This window comes from Butyrivibrio sp. LC3010, assembly GCF_000424385.1.
GTDB lineage: Bacteria > Bacillota > Clostridia > Lachnospirales > Lachnospiraceae > Butyrivibrio.
Window position 1 is genome coordinate 351,237 of the sequence record NZ_AUJU01000001.1, and the last position, 17,488, is coordinate 368,724.

The following is a 17,488-nucleotide window of genomic DNA, read 5'->3' on the forward strand; positions in this document are numbered from 1 at the left end:
ATATGGAATATATTGAGATTTTTACAAGAGAAGGTAAGCCCACCGGGAAGATAATCGAAAAACATGAAAAGAAACAGCCCGGAGATTATATAAAGCACGTTCTTATCATTATGAAAACAAGTGACAGCCCTGCACCGGGAAATGGCGAGGGAAAGTACGTTGTGCAGCAGAGATCTCTTCGGGCAAGATACTATCCAGGCAAATGGGATATGACAGGCGGCGGAGTACGATCCGATGAAACACCCAAGGAGGCTGCAGTGAGAGAATTGGCGGAAGAGCTTGGAATAAAAGTATCGCCTGACGATCTGAAACTAGCCTTTGAATATATCAAAGACTGGGATGATGGAACCGGGCTTTTGGCATCAATTTTCATGCTGCGAGTTGATGTTCCTGAAGGCGGCTTTGATTTCGATTGCTACGAAGTTAACAATGTCAGGGTTATGCCTTTTAGTGAGTTCTATGGGCATATCATGGATCATAATGATGAAGAGATGGGCAGAGTAATCAGGGATATAGAAGCAAGGCTGTAACAGATATAAACAGGAGAAGCATTGCCTGAGGGGAGAATGTAATGCCGTTTTCAATTATCAGAAATGATATTACAAAAGTAAAAGCAGATGCCATTGTTGATACTGCAAATCCTGATGTTGCTATAGGGGATGGTGTCGATGCCGCAATATATAAAGCTGCCGGTGAGGAGAGTCTTTTTGCAGCCCGAAGGGAGATAGGAGTACTTGAGCCGGGAGAAGTGGGCATTACTCCGGCTTTTGATCTTGACGCGAAATACATTATTCATGCCAGCGGCCCCTGGTGGGAAGGTGGGGATAAAGGCGAAGCAGAGCTTTTGAGAAAATGCTATGACAGGTCGCTTATTCTTGCTGTTGAGCATGGATGCGAGTCTATAGCCTTTCCGCTTCTTGCGACAGGTACCTATGGTTTCCCCAAGGAGCTTGGAATTCAGATAGCTGTTGACGCATTTACAGAGTTTTTGCTTGATCATGAAATGCAGATTACTCTGGTTGTTTTTGGGGAGTATGCCTATCATGTTTCTGGTAAAATATTTGATGATGTAAAGAGTTTTATCGATGAAGAGTATGTGAACGGAGTGCTGGAGGATGAATATAGTCATGATGGCATTCCGGAAGACTCAATGGTATATCTACAAAGCGTGTCTGCTTTTTTCGATGAGGAACCGGATTCTGATACTGCTTCTGAAGAGAGTGATGAAGAAGAGGAATTCAATGAAGACTGGGAAGAGGAACCGTCGGATCTTTCTGATAAAATAGGATTGCCAGAGCCAGATTACATTGAAACGCAGGGCAGTCCAAGAGAAAAGAGTAAGAGTAAACGCGGCATTTTTGCGGATGCTATGAAAGCTATGTCAGCCGCAAGGATTGGTAAAGCCAAAGAATCTGCTCCCATGGCGGCTGCGTATGATGAGTGCCAGGCTGAGATGATGTTTGGTGCAGCCAAAGATTCACAGTCCCTAGATGATGCCATTAAGGAGATGTATACGGATTCCTTTGAGAAGCATCTGCAGCAGCTGATAAATAAGAAAGGACTGAAGAATTCTGAGATTTATGCGGCTGCCAATATTTCCAAGCAGTACTTTTCAAAGCTACTGAAAGGTCAGGTTAAGCCTTCCAAGGAAAAGGTGCTTTCCCTGGCTATTGGGCTGAGATTAAACCTGGATGAGACGGTGGATTTCTTAAGGCTCGCGGGATATGCGTTGTCTCCAATTTCCCAGACTGATGTTGTGGTCAAGTATTTCATTATCCATGAGGACTACAACGTTATGAAAATAGATATAACACTCTTCGATTACGGACTGGATCCGCTGTCGAAGGGATGATAAGTATGGTCGCCTGCGGGTTGACCATTTTTATTTGCCACCATAGTAACATGACATTATCAGATAGAGCTCCGCTGCAGATACTAGTCGAACTTAGCTGGCATGCAAGCTTAGTGAGACTGTATCCGAAGCAAAGCGTAGGTGGGGCCGGTAGAAAACAAATGATTGTTACGATGGAGGTATCAAGATGAGTAAAGGTTATACAGAGATTGTTTATATACTGGACAGAAGCGGATCAATGGGCGGACTGGAGCTGGATACAATAGGCGGTTTTAATTCCATGATAAAGAAGCAGCGCGAGACAGGAGAAAAGGCATACGTATCAACGATTCTTTTCGATGATGTGACAGAGGTCCTTCATAACAGAGTTGATATCAGAGATGTTAAGGATATAACTCCTGATGAATACTACGTCAGAGGATGCACGGCGTTACTGGATGCAGTTGGCGGAGCAATAAAGCATACAGTAAATGCACACAAGAATGCTTCCAAGGATAAGAGACCGGAGAAGACTATTTTCGTGATAACAACTGATGGAATGGAAAATGCCAGCTGCAGATATTCCTACGGTCAGATCAAGAAGATGATCCAGCATGAGCAGAAGAAGTATGGTTGGCAGTTCATTTTCATAGGCGCGAATATTGATTCCTATGCTGAGGCACAGCGATTTGGCATAAAAAAAGAAAGGGCGGTTAACTATATGCACGATTCAGTAGGTACTACAAATCTTTATGCAGGTGTTTCAAAGGCTGTTTGTTCAGTAATGATGGCAGGAAGTGCAATGGATGCTGAAGAGGAGCTTAACTGCTGCGAATGGGATGCTGAGATTCGTGAGGATTATGCAAAGCGTAGTGGTCAGCGCAGGAGATGATACGATGCGATGAGATTGGAAGAGAGAGGCAAGAGTCATAAAGGGAGTGTGTATTTGGTGATGAAATTTAATGCGGGCAGAGAGAATACCGATAATATATGGCTATCTGGAATAATGGGAGTTGTTGTGGGTGATGCTCTGGGCTGTCCTGTGCAGTTCATGTCCAGGGAAGATGTTCAGGCAAATCCTGTGACAACTATGATCGGACATGGCACTTATGATATGCCGGTAGGGACATGGACTGATGACAGCAGTATGACTTTGGCGCTTCTTGACAGTATCAGGGATAAAGGTGGTATTGACCTTCAGGATATCATGAACAGGTTTGTAAGGTGGATTAGGAACGGCGAATATGCGCCATTTGGTGAAGCCTTTGATGTGGGACATGGTACGATGGCTGCTATTGTCCGCTACATGAAGGGTGGCGATTTGAAAAGCTGCGGCGGTACCACTGAACGTGATAACGGAAACGGCTCTCTGATGAGGATTCTCCCGGCATGCCTGTATGCATATGAGAATAAACTTACGGACGAAGATGCTGTTTCCATGATTCATCAGGTAGCCGGGCTGACCCATAACCATATAAGAGGACAGATCGCTTGTGGACTTTATTATTTCTGTGTGAAGAGTGTGCTGGATGAGAATGAGCCTCTTGTGGAAAGACTGCAGATAGGCTTTGATAAAGGATTTGAGTTTTATGCGGAGTTTTTGCAGGATACATCAGAACTTTCGCATTATGACAGACTACGGGATATTAAGAAGTTTTCAGAAGTTCCGGAGTCTCAGATTCAGAGCAGCGGCTATGTGGTTGATACCATTGAAGCGGCTGTCTGGTCACTTATTACTACGGACTCTTTTAAAAACTGCGAGTTGAAAGCGGCTAATCTTGGAGATGACACCGATACTATAGGAGCCATTGCTGGTGGTTTGGCGGGACTTTTTTACGGATATGACGGGATTCCCAAGGAATGGCTTGAGGTTATTCAGAGGAGGGAATGGATCGAGGATCTTTGTAAATTATAACTTCATATGAGCCTGCGTAAGGGAGACACTATGCCTCCCTTTTTACCTGCTCAAAAGGGACTTTCTCCGAGGTTTGTCACCTGATTAACAGCTGTCATTTTTATAGGACATGTAAAGCGGGATAATTGTATTATCAAAAGAAGACACGTAGATATGCAGCTGAAGAGAAGGGAGAATTCCAGTATGGGAAAGGCTTTTGGGTTTGTGACAATTGGTATACCGGCAGCAATCCTGATGACCATGTTGCTTATGATGCCGCTGGTTGTCAGGTGAAAAGGAGGCTCTATGAAGCGATTTGTGTATTGGGTTAAAAAATGTGTGCGCGGACATAACAAGCATTGCAAGCACTTTTGCTGCATCTGTGAATATTATGAAATCTGCCACAAAGATGGTGCTTTTAGCTAATGTAGCGCAGGGAAAATAAAACGTTATATTTCGCCGAAACGGGTGTGTATTTGTAGATAAATCAGGTTTATTCTTGTATAAAGAGGAACCACACCGTTTTCAAGTAAGTGAAGGAGGCGGTAAGTTATGAAGAAATCAATAATTAGTCTTTTAATAGCATTCGCTGTTGCAATTACCATATTTGGAACTACATCTGTGAGCACTTTGGCATACAACAGTCAGTGCGCTAAGTCTGGATGTACAAGGAAAAGGAGTACCGGAAGCATTTACTGTTATGAGCATAAGGGCGGATCTTCCAACAGTAGCTCATATTCCAGCAGCAAGAGTTATGCTTCTACCACAAGCACAAAGCACTGTGCTAAGGCTGGCTGCACCAGGAAGAGAAGTACGGGAAGCATCTACTGCTACGAGCATAAACCTAAGGATACATCAAGCAGCAGCTCATATTCCAGCAGTAAGAGTAACACAAAAAAGAAGAGCAGTAGCTCCGATAAATCAAAGAAGAACTATGACTATTACGGAGTTCATGATTATAAATCAGCCCAGGATTTTGCTGATGACAAGTATGAAGAGTTCTATGATTACGAGGACGATTACGAAGATGAGGACGAGGCATACGATGCAGCAGAGGACTACTGGAACGATAACCACTGAATAGTGTTGGGTGTGTTGTGGAGCTATTTAAGGAGGCATGTTATGACAGGACCTTTTGATGATATGTTTGGAAATACACCCTTTGATCTTAACCATGATGACCATATAGATGGTGGCGAGTGGGCGTTTATAAATGATACACTTTTCTCAGATGATAGCAGTTCAAGCACCAGCGAAGATGATGAGATTGATGACGAGCTTGAAATGGCGGGCTTGTCCAGAGATGATCTGGAGATAACTGCTGTTTGGTGAAGAACCAGACAGCATCCTCCCTAAAACAATAGCTGCCTTGATGGGCGGCTTTTTCTATTTTATGCCTATATTGAAGGCCGCATCTGGGATATAATCTATAGTGGATATAAAAATATTGGAACGTGAGGGTTCGGAAAATGAGTAAAACGGCGATAGTTTATGCTTCAACACATCATGGAAACACAAAGAAAGTGGTGGATGCAATTGCAAGGGAATTTGACGTTGATCTGATTGACGCAACAGCTACTACGGAGAAAGATCTGAGTGAATATGAGCTTATAGGCTTCGCTTCAGGTATCTACGCTGCACAATTCCACCAGCAGGTTAAGAATTTTGCACAGGCTAATCTTCCTCAGAATAAGAAGATATTTTTCATAATGACAAGTGCCATGAATAAGGATTTTTCAAAATCAATGGCAGAATCCATAAAGGGTAAGAATGCTGAGATTGTCGGAAAATTCACCTGCCCCGGGTATAATACTTTTGGCCCGTTTAAGCTGATTGGTGGGACTGCGAAAGGTCGTCCTGATGAGAATGATCTTAAGGATGCAGTGGAGTTTTACAGGACACTTGTGAGAGTAGGAAGGCAATAAGGCAAATAGATGATACAGTGGAAAATCAAGCAGATTTTTGATGGAGACTATGGATGTGAAGAATTGAAACCTGGAGAAAAGCCAATGGTTTCAGTTACACTTATAGATGATGATGGGAATGAAAAGTATGTCTCTGTAGAAGATGAGTGGCTAACAGATAATGAACTTGAAGTCGGGGACAGATGGCCTATTATACATGTCAGATATGGTGTAATAGTTGCTAATAAAAGAAGCGAGCGGTACATTATAGCAGCGTCAGATGTAGCGGAATATCCAATCGTGATCTCGCGTATTGCCGATGAGGATGATTCTTTTGATGATGGCGGTTATTATGGCCTTTATGATGGTGTTAAGGTTGAGCAGGCTAATGATATTCTGGATCTTCTCAGGGATAATGAGAAAACAAAAGCCAGGACAAAATTGAGAAAGACACTTGAACAATTGGTCCCATACGTGGATGGTGTAGGGCCGATAGTGTTGGATGATCTTATTCCGGACGAATGGTACGATGCCTGGAAAGATATGGAAGGTATTGTGACAGCAGAAAAGCATATTGATGGATACTGGGACAAAAACATTATGGAGATAGGACTATGAAATTTAGTATGTCACTTTCGAAAGCAGAAAAGATTATGGCATACGACAAGGAGGGGCTTGATACCCAGAAGGAACGCGAGGATGCAGCCAAGGAAAGAATATTCTCGATTTTACCGGAGGATCAGAAAAAGGAACTGACAGCTCTTTTTGATGAGTTTGAGGAAAATAATACTCCTGAATCCAAGTTTGCGCATGCAATGGATAACCTCCAGCCACTTATGCTGAACAACAGTAACGGTGGAGGTGACTGGAGAGAGCATGGGGGTACCAAGGAACAGGTATATGGCAGACAGTCAAAGACAAGAGAAGGTTCGGAAAAGCTATATGAGCTTACAGATCAGATAATAAGGGAACATATCAGTAAAGGAAACATAAAGGAATGAGCAACAAAGAAGAATGGAATAGAATACTACAGATAGTCGGGGAGGAGGGATATCCTACAGATAGCGAATTTGCAGATAAATGTGTAAAAAAGTTCAGTGTGATGAGGAATCTGTTCTATGTAATTTTATTTGGAGGATCCTTTTACATAATTCAGGGAGGAAGAATAATTCCTAATAACGATCTGGTATTTCAGGGGGTTATGGCTGCCATCATAATCTCTGCATTCGCATATATAAAGCAGAAAAAGGTACTTCATCTGGAATTAAACAGATATGCATTCAGAGAATGCTGGCCGGATAAAGGTTTATCAAGATATCTGAGTTTTGTACCAACAGCTCTGAGAAAACAAATGCTCTGGAGCGTGACACAGTATAATTTTGGATGCATTTTTTTCAGACTGGGCAGGATTGATAAAGCGGCAAAGAGCCTTGCTCTTATGCAGGAGTCATCAACAACTGCTTATAATATGCTTTTGGCTTTGCATTTAAAACATTACATAGCCTTGTATTATAACGACTATGATACGGTTATATCCTGCGCAAATGAGGCATCTGTGATTTATCCCAAGGTGAGACATACAACCTGGAACAATAAAATATTTGGTGATCTGCAAATGTATGGTACATATGCTAATTGCTTCAAAAATAATGCTCCTCAACAGGTATATTCTGTTCTTCAGTCGCCACAGGAAAGACCTATGGATGAAGTTGAAAGGCAATACTATCTGTACCGCGCAGCAATAGTGCTGAATGATTTAGAAAGCGCAGAGAGATTCAAAAGATATGTGATGGATAATGCCGGAACTACATGGTATGGGCAGGCTGTTAGAGAGAACTTTGTCCCAGAAAGCAAACCTGTAAATTATCCTGGATATATTATTAGAACGGAAATGCTAAACAGCCCAAGTAAAGTGGATAACAGCAGACTGAAATATATGTTACTGGGAGTGCTGATTGTTCTTTTGTTTTACATTGTACCTAGGTTGTTATAAGAGGCGGCAAGGATTATAAGATGGGCAGCTGTGGAGTTAAAAATCCGCAGCTGTTTTTATATGGAGCAAATCGATTGACACTAAAACCATAGCTGTCTACGTATAGTCCACCGCTGTCGTATGTGGGAAGACCCCGGTTATAGATTTTGGAGCAACATTCACTATCTGATAAATGCCGATAAAGATGGCATGAAGCTGAAATAATAAGTGGACATCGCTGAAGTGACTGTCCACCTTTTTAACGGCATATCTTTGTGTTTTATGAAAATCTATACGGACGCAAAGGTCAGAATAGTTTCTCTCATGTCATCAATGAGGATAGTAGCATATCTACTCGTCAAATCCACAATCCATGGCATTAAAAAAGGGCTTCGCCTAGATGAAAATGAGAAATCATTTCTTCACAACTCCTTTTTTAACAGATTCTATTAGAGAAAGATCATCAGCATGACGATTGCAAAGCCTACGGCGAAGGAAAGTGCACCTCTGTCGTTGTCTTGCTTAAGGGCTATCTGAGGAATTTCCTCGATTGTAGTATAAACAAGAGCTCCACCGGAAACTGACATTATATAGGGTAGAAGTCCGGGGAATAAAACGACCAGCACAACTGTGATAATGCCCAGAAGCGGTATCGGTGCACCGGATACAACTCCCATAAGGAATGCCTTACCTGTTTTGGTTCCGGCTTCTCTAAGCCAAAGTGAAACATTGAGCGCTTCCGGTATGTTCTGGAGTGCGATGGCTATAGCCAGGACAAGCGCAACCGATGATGATATCCATTCAGTCTTCATGAAATGCGCTGCGTAAATAGTACCAAGTGCTATTCCTTCGGGAACATGATGGATTACTTCCTTCAGAACAGCCTTTATTTTGGGACTTAATTTACTTTCCGGTCCTTCGGTTATATCGGAATAAACATGTATATGTGGTATGAATTTATCAAGAAGGATCTGGAAGATAACCCCTACGCAAAAGCAGATTGTCACAGGTATGATTCCCTTATGTACATCGGTCCCAAAGCCTTCAACTGCAGGCTCTATCATTCCCCAAACTGCTGCTGAAAGCATAATTCCCGAACTGAATCCAACCAGTACAGCTCTCATTTTGTCCGAGAGCTGAGCCTTCTGAGCATAGATGATCAGCGAACCAAGAAGTGTTCCGATAAGAGGAATCAGCATGCCAAAGATTGTCTCAGTGTCAGAGAGAGTATTGGCATTATCCAGATGTGTTATAAGTGCACGGAATCCAATGAACAATAAGATTGTACCGCCCATGATCTCGGATCCTGCCTTGTAGCGATCTCCGAAAACGCTGCCTATCTTAACGCCTGCCATTGAAATGATACAAGTAATGACTCCGATAATGATTACTGCTATCACAACATTGATAAGACTTCCTGAATCAATGATCTCAACCGGTACAGCTACAAAAGTGATGCCGACCGCCAAAGCATCGATACTTGTAGCTACAGCCATCATGAACATCGTCTTGACATCAAATCCGGGCGACACTTCCTCATCCGGACCAAGAGCTTCCTTGATCATATTGCCACCAATTAGTGACAGCAGAATAAAAGCTACCCATGGCGCAATCATGCTGATAAGCTTAACAAAATTCGAACCCACCAGATAACCTATAAGAGGCATAACTCCCTGAAAAGTTCCAAACCATATGCCACACAAAAGATACTCTTTCTTTGAGACCTTGCCGACTGCAAGTCCTTTACAAATAGAGACTGCGAACGCATCCATCGCCAAACCTACCGCCAAAAGCAGTACTTCAAATAAGCCCATAATCCATCTCCTTCAATGAAAAATAAAAAGATCAAGTACAGAAAAACTATACTTGATCGTTCATTCGAAAAAATGACAACATGTATAGTTCTCCCGTAAACAACTATACATGAGTCTCGCAATTTAAAACAAGCCAGGTCAATGGCCAGTATGTTGACTTGCTACGTAAAAACGCTTGCTACTCCCTCATGGGAAATATGAAAAATCTTATCATTAAAAATATATGATGTCAATTGTAACGTCCCAGTGACTCTTTCTGATATAATAATTTCAAACGACTCAAATTTTTTTAGTAAGGGGGATTATAATATGTCTGACGGATCAAAATATGTACCGTATGAAGAGCGTACCGGAGCTGAATCTATAGTTTATTTCACCAGGGACTTGTCGCCCGCAGGAATTCAAAAGGTATATGAAAAAGTTAATAATGGCATTACAGGCAAAGTTGCGATAAAGCTTCACACTGGAGAACAGGGTGGCCCCAATATAGTACCTCCGTCCTGGGTCAAGGAACTGATGGATATGGAAGAGAGCCTAAAAAATGCCACAATAGTTGAAACCAATACTTTCTATGATGGAGACCGATATACAACAGAATCCCACAGAAAAACTTTGGCGATAAATGGTTGGAATTTTGCACCTGTCGATATCATGGATGAAGAAGGAACGATCACCCTTCCGGTTAAAAACGGAAAATGGTTCAAGGAGATGAGCCATGGTTCCCATATGCTAAATTATGATTCCATGTTTGTTCTAACTCATTTTAAAGGTCATACCATGGGCGGCTTTGGAGGAAGCAATAAAAATATAGGCATAGGATGTGCAGACGGTCGCATTGGGAAGGCATGGATACATGCAAAGAATGGAAATGACTGGGGCGTAGTGGAAGAGGAGCTCATGGAAAAGATCACTGAATCCACCAAGGCTACTATTGATCATTTTGGAAAAAACATTACCTATGTCAATGTGATGAGGAACATGAGCGTATCCTGCGACTGTGAAGGTGTTGCAGCTGAGCCGGTTGTTACTCCCAACGTGGGAATACTTGCGTCAACTGATATTCTGGCTGTGGATCAGGCTTGCATCGACCTTGTATACGCAATGACTGAGGAAGAGCACAGAGCACTTGTTGAGAGAATTGAAACGAGGCATGGACACAGGCAGTTATCTTATATGAAAGAACTGGGAATGGGAAATGACCGTTATAAGCTCATAGATGTTGATAATAATGACATGGAGATAGACAGAAAAGAAGCTGTTAAGGGCCTTAAGCCTTTTGTAAAAATGCAGCCCAAATAATATCTTAAGTCCATGGAGAATTCTTTTATTATGATACCTGAAGATTATGCAAAAAGAGCATTTTTCGATAACTATGATTATTACTGGTTAACACGAACCATCAAATGTAATATCTTTTTCTCAGAATGTAGTAGATGAGGGATAATATCTATTCAAGAATATCGGCATTCATTTTCCCATCCGGTTGAAAGATTGTAGCCATTATAAACTACTTTGTTTTTACTTTTGCAGCATATTCTCTTTTAAAGTTTCAAATATCACCCTTGCTACCAGTCTCGATCCAGCGGGTGAGGCATGTCTCCTATCCTCAAAATAAAGGTCAACTGACGGGTTCTTATGTATCTCTTCCCACCAGATCTCACCGACCGGAGCTACAAGGCAGCCATGCCTCTTCGCAAGTTTTCTGTATCTTGATGACATCTCTTCTTGAAACTGCTCGTTGTTTTCTTCTGTCCATGTCATATAGTAACAAGGAGTTGCTCCAGTCTGCCTTATCCATGACATGATCTTATCTGCAGCTTCTTCCATTACTTCATACTCTCCCATAGGATGAGCCACATGCTGAAGAATTACAAAATCATACTCTCCAAACAATATATTGAATCTTGTCTGCTCATTCTCCGCGTGATAATCAAATCCCATGCCGCCTTTAGTTAGCATGGCAACCTGCATGTCTATGCCATTTTCTTTACATATTTCCTTAAAAATATTTGGCATATCATTGTAAAAGGTATGGCTGTTCCCAATAAATAGTGTTCTCATATTCCGTTTCCCTTTTTTCTGTCTTAACAATATAGAAGATAAGACTTTTTATCCCTGATCACGAAGCGCCAGGTAAAAGAGCACCGCCTCCCTAAATTTTCTGGGATTTAGCCCGCTACTCTGGCTAATCCTGTTAAGTCGCTGCTGTACGGTATTTTTATGTAAAAACAGTTCCTCTGCGGTGGCGGCCAACGACATTTCTTTTTCATAATAGATCTCAAGAAATTTCCTGTCTTCCCCTGAAAGTGTGGAAAGCACTTTGTCAGAGAATTCCCTAAATTGCTGCTTTGAAATACCGGAAAAGAGTATTTCCAATGTCAGTGTATCGAAATTGACATAGTAAAGCTCCTTATCTTTGATTGTTTTCAGTGCATGCTCTGCGCTTTGATAGGATTCATTACATTTATAAACTTCTACAGCCTTCCCGATTGCTGTCTTCAAAATCTCCCCATGCCCTTCGGCGAAACGAATAAACATATACTCCTTTTTATCAAATTCTTCCGCTTCAACCAAGCCGATAAATAGTTTCGGATAGTTATAGACATAAATACCATTTCTCATTGAGCTGAACAGAGCCTCCACCTGCTGCTCAAGTAAGGAGATATTCACGGGATTATAGCGGCTGTTTACTTCGATCTGTACCATTCGGTAGGTTTGTTCCCAAACAATATTAAACTCCCTGAAGCATTCCCGCAGATAGTCCATGTTTTCAAATTCGCTGTAGATCAGTGAGCGGATCATGTACTGCTTCTTTTCATCTAATGTGCGATGGACAGCATTTAATTCCTGTTCATGAAGGAGCAGGCTCGCGATTCGTTCAGCCAGCTTGGCAAAACGTCGAACTTCTGAGGGTTCGCCGGAAATACCGACCACTGCGATCACACGCATATGGTGGAACACCGGAATATTGATTCCCTTATGAGTTCCCGGGAATTGCTCATCTGATTCCACTTCAATGATTTCTCCGGTTCGTGCCGACTCCCTTCCGATGTCATGGTATGTGTTCAGACGATCCGGGTCGCTGGAGGCATAGATCATCCCATTGGTATTGATGAAGTTGACATGATGACCGCAGACAGCATGGATATTGTCGACAATCTGCTGCGCCAGATTCCTGGAAATTGATGTGATCATGGTAAAACCTCCGGATTGCAGATGCTGTAATCATAGCTAATGTCATGGATGACATTTTATTTGCTAAACAATATATATTTAATATTATGTGTAACATATCATAATGAAATTCTTTTGTCTATAATACATTCATAACGAAGCAGAACTGGAACAGTTAATCAAAAAAAGGAGAAAAGCGTCATGAAGGTTGTAACAGCAATAGATTCTTTTAAAGGAAGCATGTCCTCCATCGAAGCCGGTTATGCAGTAGCCGAGGGCTTTAAAAGAGCAAACCGCACTGTGGAAGTGGCTGTCCGCCCGCTGGCCGACGGAGGTGAGGGAACGGTGGAAGCACTGATCGAGGGAATGAACGGAGAACGACACGAGGTTGTTGTGACAGGTCCTTTGGGAAGTCCGGTGAGCTGCGCATACGGAATTATACGTGATACCATGACCGCTGTGGTGGAAATGAGCGGCGCGGCAGGCATAACTCTGGTGGCAAGAAATGAATTAAACCCTCTAAATGCGACAACCTATGGTGTCGGGGAAGTCATAAAAGATGCGATCAATAAAGGATGTAGGCGTTTTATCGTAGGGATAGGCGGAAGCGCCACAAATGACGGTGGCGTAGGCATGCTGCAGGCACTGGGTTACGAATTTCTGGATAAGGCCGGAAGGCAGATTCCTTTCGGTGCCAAAGGCCTTAAGGAGCTTGAGACCATCACCGATACCTATGTAATCCCGGAGCTTAAGGACTGCGAGTTCATGGTAGCCTGTGATGTTACGAATCCGCTCTGCGGAACCGACGGCTGCAGTGCGGTGTATGGTCCTCAGAAGGGGGCAACTCCTTCCATGATCATGGATATGGATAAATGGCTTGGCTATTATGCTGCGGCTTCAAGGGAAAAATATCCCCAGGCAGATCCGAAGTATCCCGGCACCGGTGCAGCCGGTGGTCTTGGATTCGCTTTTTTAACCTATACAAACGCAAAATTACAGTCCGGGATCAATATCGTACTTGAAGAGACTAGTCTGGAGGATTATATCAAGGATGCCGATCTTGTGGTGACCGGGGAAGGTATGCTGGATTTCCAGACAGCCATGGGTAAGGCACCTGTTGGTGTGGCAAAGCTGGCAAAAAAATACGGCAAGCCCGTGATCGCCTTTGCAGGTGGAGTGACTGAGCAGGCTGTGGAGTGCAACCGAAACGGTATCGACGCATTCTTTCCCATTGTAAGAGGTGTAACCACACTCGATGAAGCCATGGACAATACAAATGCCAAAAACAATCTGGCTGCTGCTGCGGAACAGGTAATGCGGCTTATGCTCATAAATATAGGAGGAACAAGTCATGTATGATTTTTCAACCATCGGTGCAATCATTGGTATGGCAATTGCCATTATACTTATAATTAGAAAATTCCATCCCGCTTACAGTCTGATCCTCGGCGCCCTTGTTGGTGGTATTGTGGGATCTGCGGGAAATCTTGGGTTAACAGTAAGCACGATGATGACAGGTGCCGGCAGTATGATCACTTCGGTGCTGCGCATCATGACTTCCGGAATCCTTGCCGGTGCTCTGATAAAAACCGGTGCGGCGGAAAAGATTGCTCAGGGAATCGTCGGAAAGCTTGGCGCAAAAAAAGCCCTCCTCGCCGTTGCCGTTGCAACAATGGTAATCTGCGCTGTTGGTGTGTTTGTGGATATCTCAGTTATTACAGTAGCGCCTATCGCTCTGGCTATAGGTAAGGAGGCCGGTTACAACAAGCAGTCCCTTCTTCTTGCCATGATCGGAGGAGGAAAGGCCGGAAACATTATTTCTCCTAATCCCAACACCATCGCAGTCTCAGAATCTTTTGGTGTGGATCTGACATCTCTTATGATGAAAAACGCGATTCCGGCAATCTGCGCACTAATCGTAACCGTGATTCTTGCCAATCTTCTTTCAAAAAAAGAAGGGCTTAAGGTGCTAGAATCCGATCTTGAAAAAGGTGAAACCAAGGAGCTGCCTTCATTCCTGACAGCAATTCTGGGACCTTTGGTGGTGATCATCCTTTTAGCGCTTAGGCCTATCGCAAATATTACGGTGGATCCTATGATCGCATTACCAATCGGCGGTCTTGTCTGCACCATTGCCACAGGCAATATCAAAAAGTTTGGATCCTTTGCAGAATTCGGTCTCGGAAAGGTAACAGGTGTTTCCATCCTGCTACTTGGAACCGGAACCATTGCAGGAATCATCAAAGCCTCTGCCCTTCAGCAGGATGTTGTGAATATTCTGAACATCTTTAATATGCCGGCTTTCCTGCTTGCTCCAATTGCAGGTATCCTGATGGCCGGAGCAACAGCCTCAACCACGGCAGGAGCAACAGTTGCAGCCCAGACCTTCTCTTCGATCCTTACTGCCGAAGGCGTAAATGCTCTGTCTGCCGGCGCTATGATTCATGCCGGAGCAACAGTGATAGATTCTCTGCCCCACGGTTCCTTCTTCCATGCTACAGGCGGTGCAGTAAACATGAACATTTCGGAGCGGATGAAGCTTATAATATTTGAAGCTTTGGTAGGATTAACAAGTACGGTGGTCGCAGTGCTGATATTTGCGGTGACATCCGCAATTTAGCAGGTCATGAATAATCCTTCATACTTACAGATTGACATTAAATAGGTTTCTTAGCTTGTTGAAAAATAGGGGCGGCGCATTCTTGTGACTTTAGGATAATATCTATAGCTCTGGAAATTCCAGGGCTATTTTATTTTTGTCTGAAACAAGGTATGATTATTCATAAGTTGTCTGAAAAAGATGTTTGGGCAAGAGGAGTAATAGAGTTCTTTTGCGAGCGATAACTAGGAGAGATCAGAACAGATGCTTATAGGAATCCTTTCAGATACACATGGACTATTAAGGCAAGAAGTTATCGATGGCTTAGAAGGAGTTGATCATATCATTCATGCCGGAGATATAGACAATAAACAAGTCATAGATCGGCTTGAGGAGATTGCTCCGGTAACTGTTGTAAGAGGCAATGCAGACAAAGAATGGGCTGAATATCTTCCAGAGACCGCAACTGTGGAGCTCCTTGGTAATAAGATTTGTGTTATTCACAACAAAGGGAAGATTTCTGATGACCTGGCAGGGATATCAATTATCATCTATGGACACAGCCATAAATATAGCCTGGTAGAAAAAAACGGGCAAGCATGGTTTAATCCCGGATGTTGCGGAAAAAGAAAACCAGACCAGGAAGTTTCTTTTGCAATCCTTGAGATATCAGGCCCGGGAGAGTTTGAATTTCAGAAAAGAGTAATCGCCACCGCGGAACAGGACTCAAAGCTTCCAAAGGATATAGATAGAATAATATCCAAGGCAATGGATCTGACTGACAGAGGAAAGACTTACAAAGAGATTGCAAAGAAACTGAAGATTTCAGAAGAGCTGGCAGAGAGCATCTGCAGAATGTACCTGACTCATCCCAGAGTTGATGTGGCGGGGATTATACAGCGGATAAGCTGAGGTGGACAGATGGAACTTAAACGAATAGGAATTGAGCAAAAGGAAGCAATAAAAAAGCTGTTTGTAAGTGTTTTTACAATCGAACTGGTGATGAACATCTGCATCTTAATTGGATGTTGACTTTGCCCTTGGTGTAAAGATGTTTTGAAAAGAACATCGGGACACAAATAAAATTTCAGTAAAACATACTATCGTAGGAGTAAAAATGGGGTATAGGATTAGAATAGCAATTCCTCAAGATGAACAGAGAATTCGTGAATTGTTTACAGAGATGCTGCAGACAATTTATCATACAGAAGATGTGAAGGGCTACGAATTAGGCTATTTGAATCGTTATTGGACAAATGGCGAAGAACGGATACTGGTAGCAGAGGATGAATCTGTTGTGGCTTTTTTGTCAATAGAAGTTCATCATGAGCCAGAAGCAGATTATGCATATCTTGATGATTTGTCTGTTACAGAAAGGTATCGCAATATTGGAATCGGAAGTGCTTTAATCCACGAAGCAGAGGCCTATGCACAAGAAATTGGTATACAGCACATTCTATTTCATGTTGAAAAATCTAATACTGAAGCATTTCGTTTATATGAAAGGCTTGGCTATAAGATTTTTCGTGATGACGGCAACAGATATATGATGAAAAAAGATCGGATTCATATTGCGGAAGAACGCATTACTGCTGAGGAATATGTTGATTTTTTAAAGAGGACGGATTTGGGGTCACAATATCCAAAAGAGCGTTTTGAAGAACGAATTAGGAAGCTTGTCAAGAATGTTTCCATCAGCCTGATTGCGCGTAATGATAAAGGTCTAATTGTTGGGGCTTTGTTTGGGCTTACAGATTTCTGCTATTGGTTGTACGTGACAGACCTTGGGGTGGACAGGAATTATGAGAGACAAGGTATCGCAAGCAAGCTCATGAAGACTGCACATGAAATTGCCGGTGGAGAAAAGGATATAGCCATATATCTGATTGCCAATGAAGATGCTGTAGGCTTTTATGAGAAAATCGGTATGAAAAGGGCTGACGATGTAATGAAATACAACCACATAGAATGGACTGAATGGACAATATGAGTGGCTGGCAGATTTATATTCAGGATAATGAAATAAGCAAATCGGGATTAGTGGAGTAGAACATGGATAAAAAAAGGGCTTTGTCTGGCGCCATAACATTTATAACCCTGATGGGAATCGTAAGTCTGTTTTCGGACATGACTCATGAAGGCGTCAGAAGCATATTGGGCGAATATCTGAACCTCGCAGGGGCATCCGCTGCAACCATCGGATTTGTGTCCGGTATAGGAGAATTGTGCGGGTATTCACTAAGGCTCATATCCGGATTTATAGCAGATAAAACGAAGAAATACTGGACATTTGTTATCAC

At 42.6% G+C, this 17,488-nt stretch carries 18 protein-coding genes and 1 pseudogene; 16 read left to right on the forward strand and 3 right to left on the reverse strand.

Features of this window, described 5'->3' with window-relative positions:
- Positions 1-2: 2 nt before the first annotated feature.
- From G622_RS0101745 to G622_RS0101805, 10 genes are all read left to right on the forward strand, one after another.
- Positions 3-530 (forward strand): NUDIX domain-containing protein, encoded by a 528-nt coding sequence (locus G622_RS0101745; RefSeq protein WP_026509232.1) that lies wholly within the window; start codon positions 3-5, stop codon positions 528-530.
- 41 nt (positions 531-571) lie between these two features.
- The gene (locus G622_RS26390) at positions 572-1,852 is read left to right on the forward strand and encodes a macro domain-containing protein (protein ID WP_026509233.1); all 1,281 of its coding nucleotides are present in this window, start codon (positions 572-574) and stop codon (positions 1,850-1,852) included.
- Positions 1,853-2,039: 187 nt separating this feature from the next.
- Positions 2,040-2,723 (forward strand): vWA domain-containing protein, encoded by a 684-nt coding sequence (locus tag G622_RS0101760; protein WP_026509235.1) that lies wholly within the window; start codon positions 2,040-2,042, stop codon positions 2,721-2,723.
- 60 nt (positions 2,724-2,783) lie between these two features.
- Positions 2,784-3,746 carry an ADP-ribosylglycohydrolase family protein gene (locus G622_RS0101765; RefSeq protein WP_044956930.1) on the forward strand — a complete coding sequence of 321 codons (963 nt, stop codon included), beginning with the start codon at positions 2,784-2,786 and terminating at the stop codon, positions 3,744-3,746.
- 531 nt (positions 3,747-4,277) lie between these two features.
- On the forward strand, positions 4,278-4,805 hold the full coding sequence (locus G622_RS0101780) for a hypothetical protein (protein WP_026509237.1): 528 nt from the start codon (positions 4,278-4,280) through the stop codon (positions 4,803-4,805).
- A 42-nt stretch (positions 4,806-4,847) separates the two neighbouring features.
- Complete coding sequence (locus G622_RS0101785) at positions 4,848-5,057, forward strand: hypothetical protein (RefSeq protein WP_026509238.1); 210 nt, start codon at positions 4,848-4,850, stop codon at positions 5,055-5,057.
- A gap of 137 nt (positions 5,058-5,194) precedes the next feature.
- Positions 5,195-5,650, forward strand: coding sequence for a flavodoxin family protein (locus G622_RS0101790; protein WP_044956901.1), 456 nt, complete (start codon positions 5,195-5,197; stop codon positions 5,648-5,650).
- Between the two features lie 9 nt (positions 5,651-5,659).
- Entirely contained in the window at positions 5,660-6,247 is a 588-nt protein-coding gene (locus G622_RS26125; RefSeq protein WP_044956902.1) for a hypothetical protein, read from the forward strand.
- Complete coding sequence (locus tag G622_RS21295) at positions 6,244-6,630, forward strand: HD domain-containing protein (RefSeq protein ID WP_081675126.1); 387 nt, start codon at positions 6,244-6,246, stop codon at positions 6,628-6,630. Before G622_RS26125 ends, G622_RS21295 begins: the two co-directional genes overlap by 4 nt.
- On the forward strand, positions 6,627-7,622 hold the full coding sequence (locus G622_RS0101805; protein WP_026509240.1) for a hypothetical protein: 996 nt from the start codon (positions 6,627-6,629) through the stop codon (positions 7,620-7,622). Before G622_RS21295 ends, G622_RS0101805 begins: the two co-directional genes overlap by 4 nt.
- Before the next feature lie 428 nt (positions 7,623-8,050).
- Here the strand turns inward: G622_RS0101805 and G622_RS26810 are convergent, their stop codons facing one another.
- Positions 8,051-9,415 carry a manganese efflux pump gene (locus G622_RS26810; RefSeq protein WP_081675127.1) on the reverse strand — a complete coding sequence of 455 codons (1,365 nt, stop codon included), beginning with the start codon at positions 9,413-9,415 and terminating at the stop codon, positions 8,051-8,053.
- Positions 9,416-9,724: 309 nt separating this feature from the next.
- On the opposite strand from G622_RS26810, the gene G622_RS0101815 reads away from it, so the two are divergent.
- Positions 9,725-10,714: a DUF362 domain-containing protein gene (locus G622_RS0101815; protein WP_026509241.1), complete on the forward strand. Its 990-nt coding sequence runs from the start codon at positions 9,725-9,727 to the stop codon at positions 10,712-10,714.
- A gap of 219 nt (positions 10,715-10,933) precedes the next feature.
- Here G622_RS0101815 and G622_RS21305 read toward each other — a convergent pair whose 3' ends face one another.
- Positions 10,934-11,476, reverse strand: coding sequence for a hypothetical protein (locus G622_RS21305; protein WP_044956903.1), 543 nt, complete (start codon positions 11,474-11,476; stop codon positions 10,934-10,936).
- Positions 11,477-11,524: 48 nt separating this feature from the next.
- A complete protein-coding gene (locus G622_RS0101825; RefSeq protein WP_026509242.1) occupies positions 11,525-12,610 on the reverse strand; it encodes a CdaR family transcriptional regulator in 1,086 nt (361 codons plus the stop codon).
- Positions 12,611-12,790: 180 nt separating this feature from the next.
- On the opposite strand from G622_RS0101825, the gene G622_RS0101830 reads away from it, so the two are divergent.
- The 5 genes and pseudogenes from G622_RS0101830 to G622_RS0101855 all read left to right on the forward strand — a co-directional run.
- Positions 12,791-13,948: a glycerate kinase family protein gene (locus G622_RS0101830; protein ID WP_026509243.1), complete on the forward strand. Its 1,158-nt coding sequence runs from the start codon at positions 12,791-12,793 to the stop codon at positions 13,946-13,948.
- Positions 13,941-15,209: a GntP family permease gene (locus G622_RS0101835; protein ID WP_026509244.1), complete on the forward strand. Its 1,269-nt coding sequence runs from the start codon at positions 13,941-13,943 to the stop codon at positions 15,207-15,209. Before G622_RS0101830 ends, G622_RS0101835 begins: the two co-directional genes overlap by 8 nt.
- A 243-nt stretch (positions 15,210-15,452) precedes the next feature.
- Entirely contained in the window at positions 15,453-16,100 is a 648-nt protein-coding gene (locus tag G622_RS24200) for a metallophosphoesterase family protein (RefSeq protein WP_049945636.1), read from the forward strand.
- Between the two features lie 205 nt (positions 16,101-16,305).
- On the forward strand, positions 16,306-17,178 hold the full coding sequence (locus tag G622_RS25110; protein ID WP_081675128.1) for a GNAT family N-acetyltransferase: 873 nt from the start codon (positions 16,306-16,308) through the stop codon (positions 17,176-17,178).
- A gap of 62 nt (positions 17,179-17,240) precedes the next feature.
- Positions 17,241-17,488, forward strand: a pseudogene (locus tag G622_RS0101855) (MFS transporter); the annotation flags it as partial.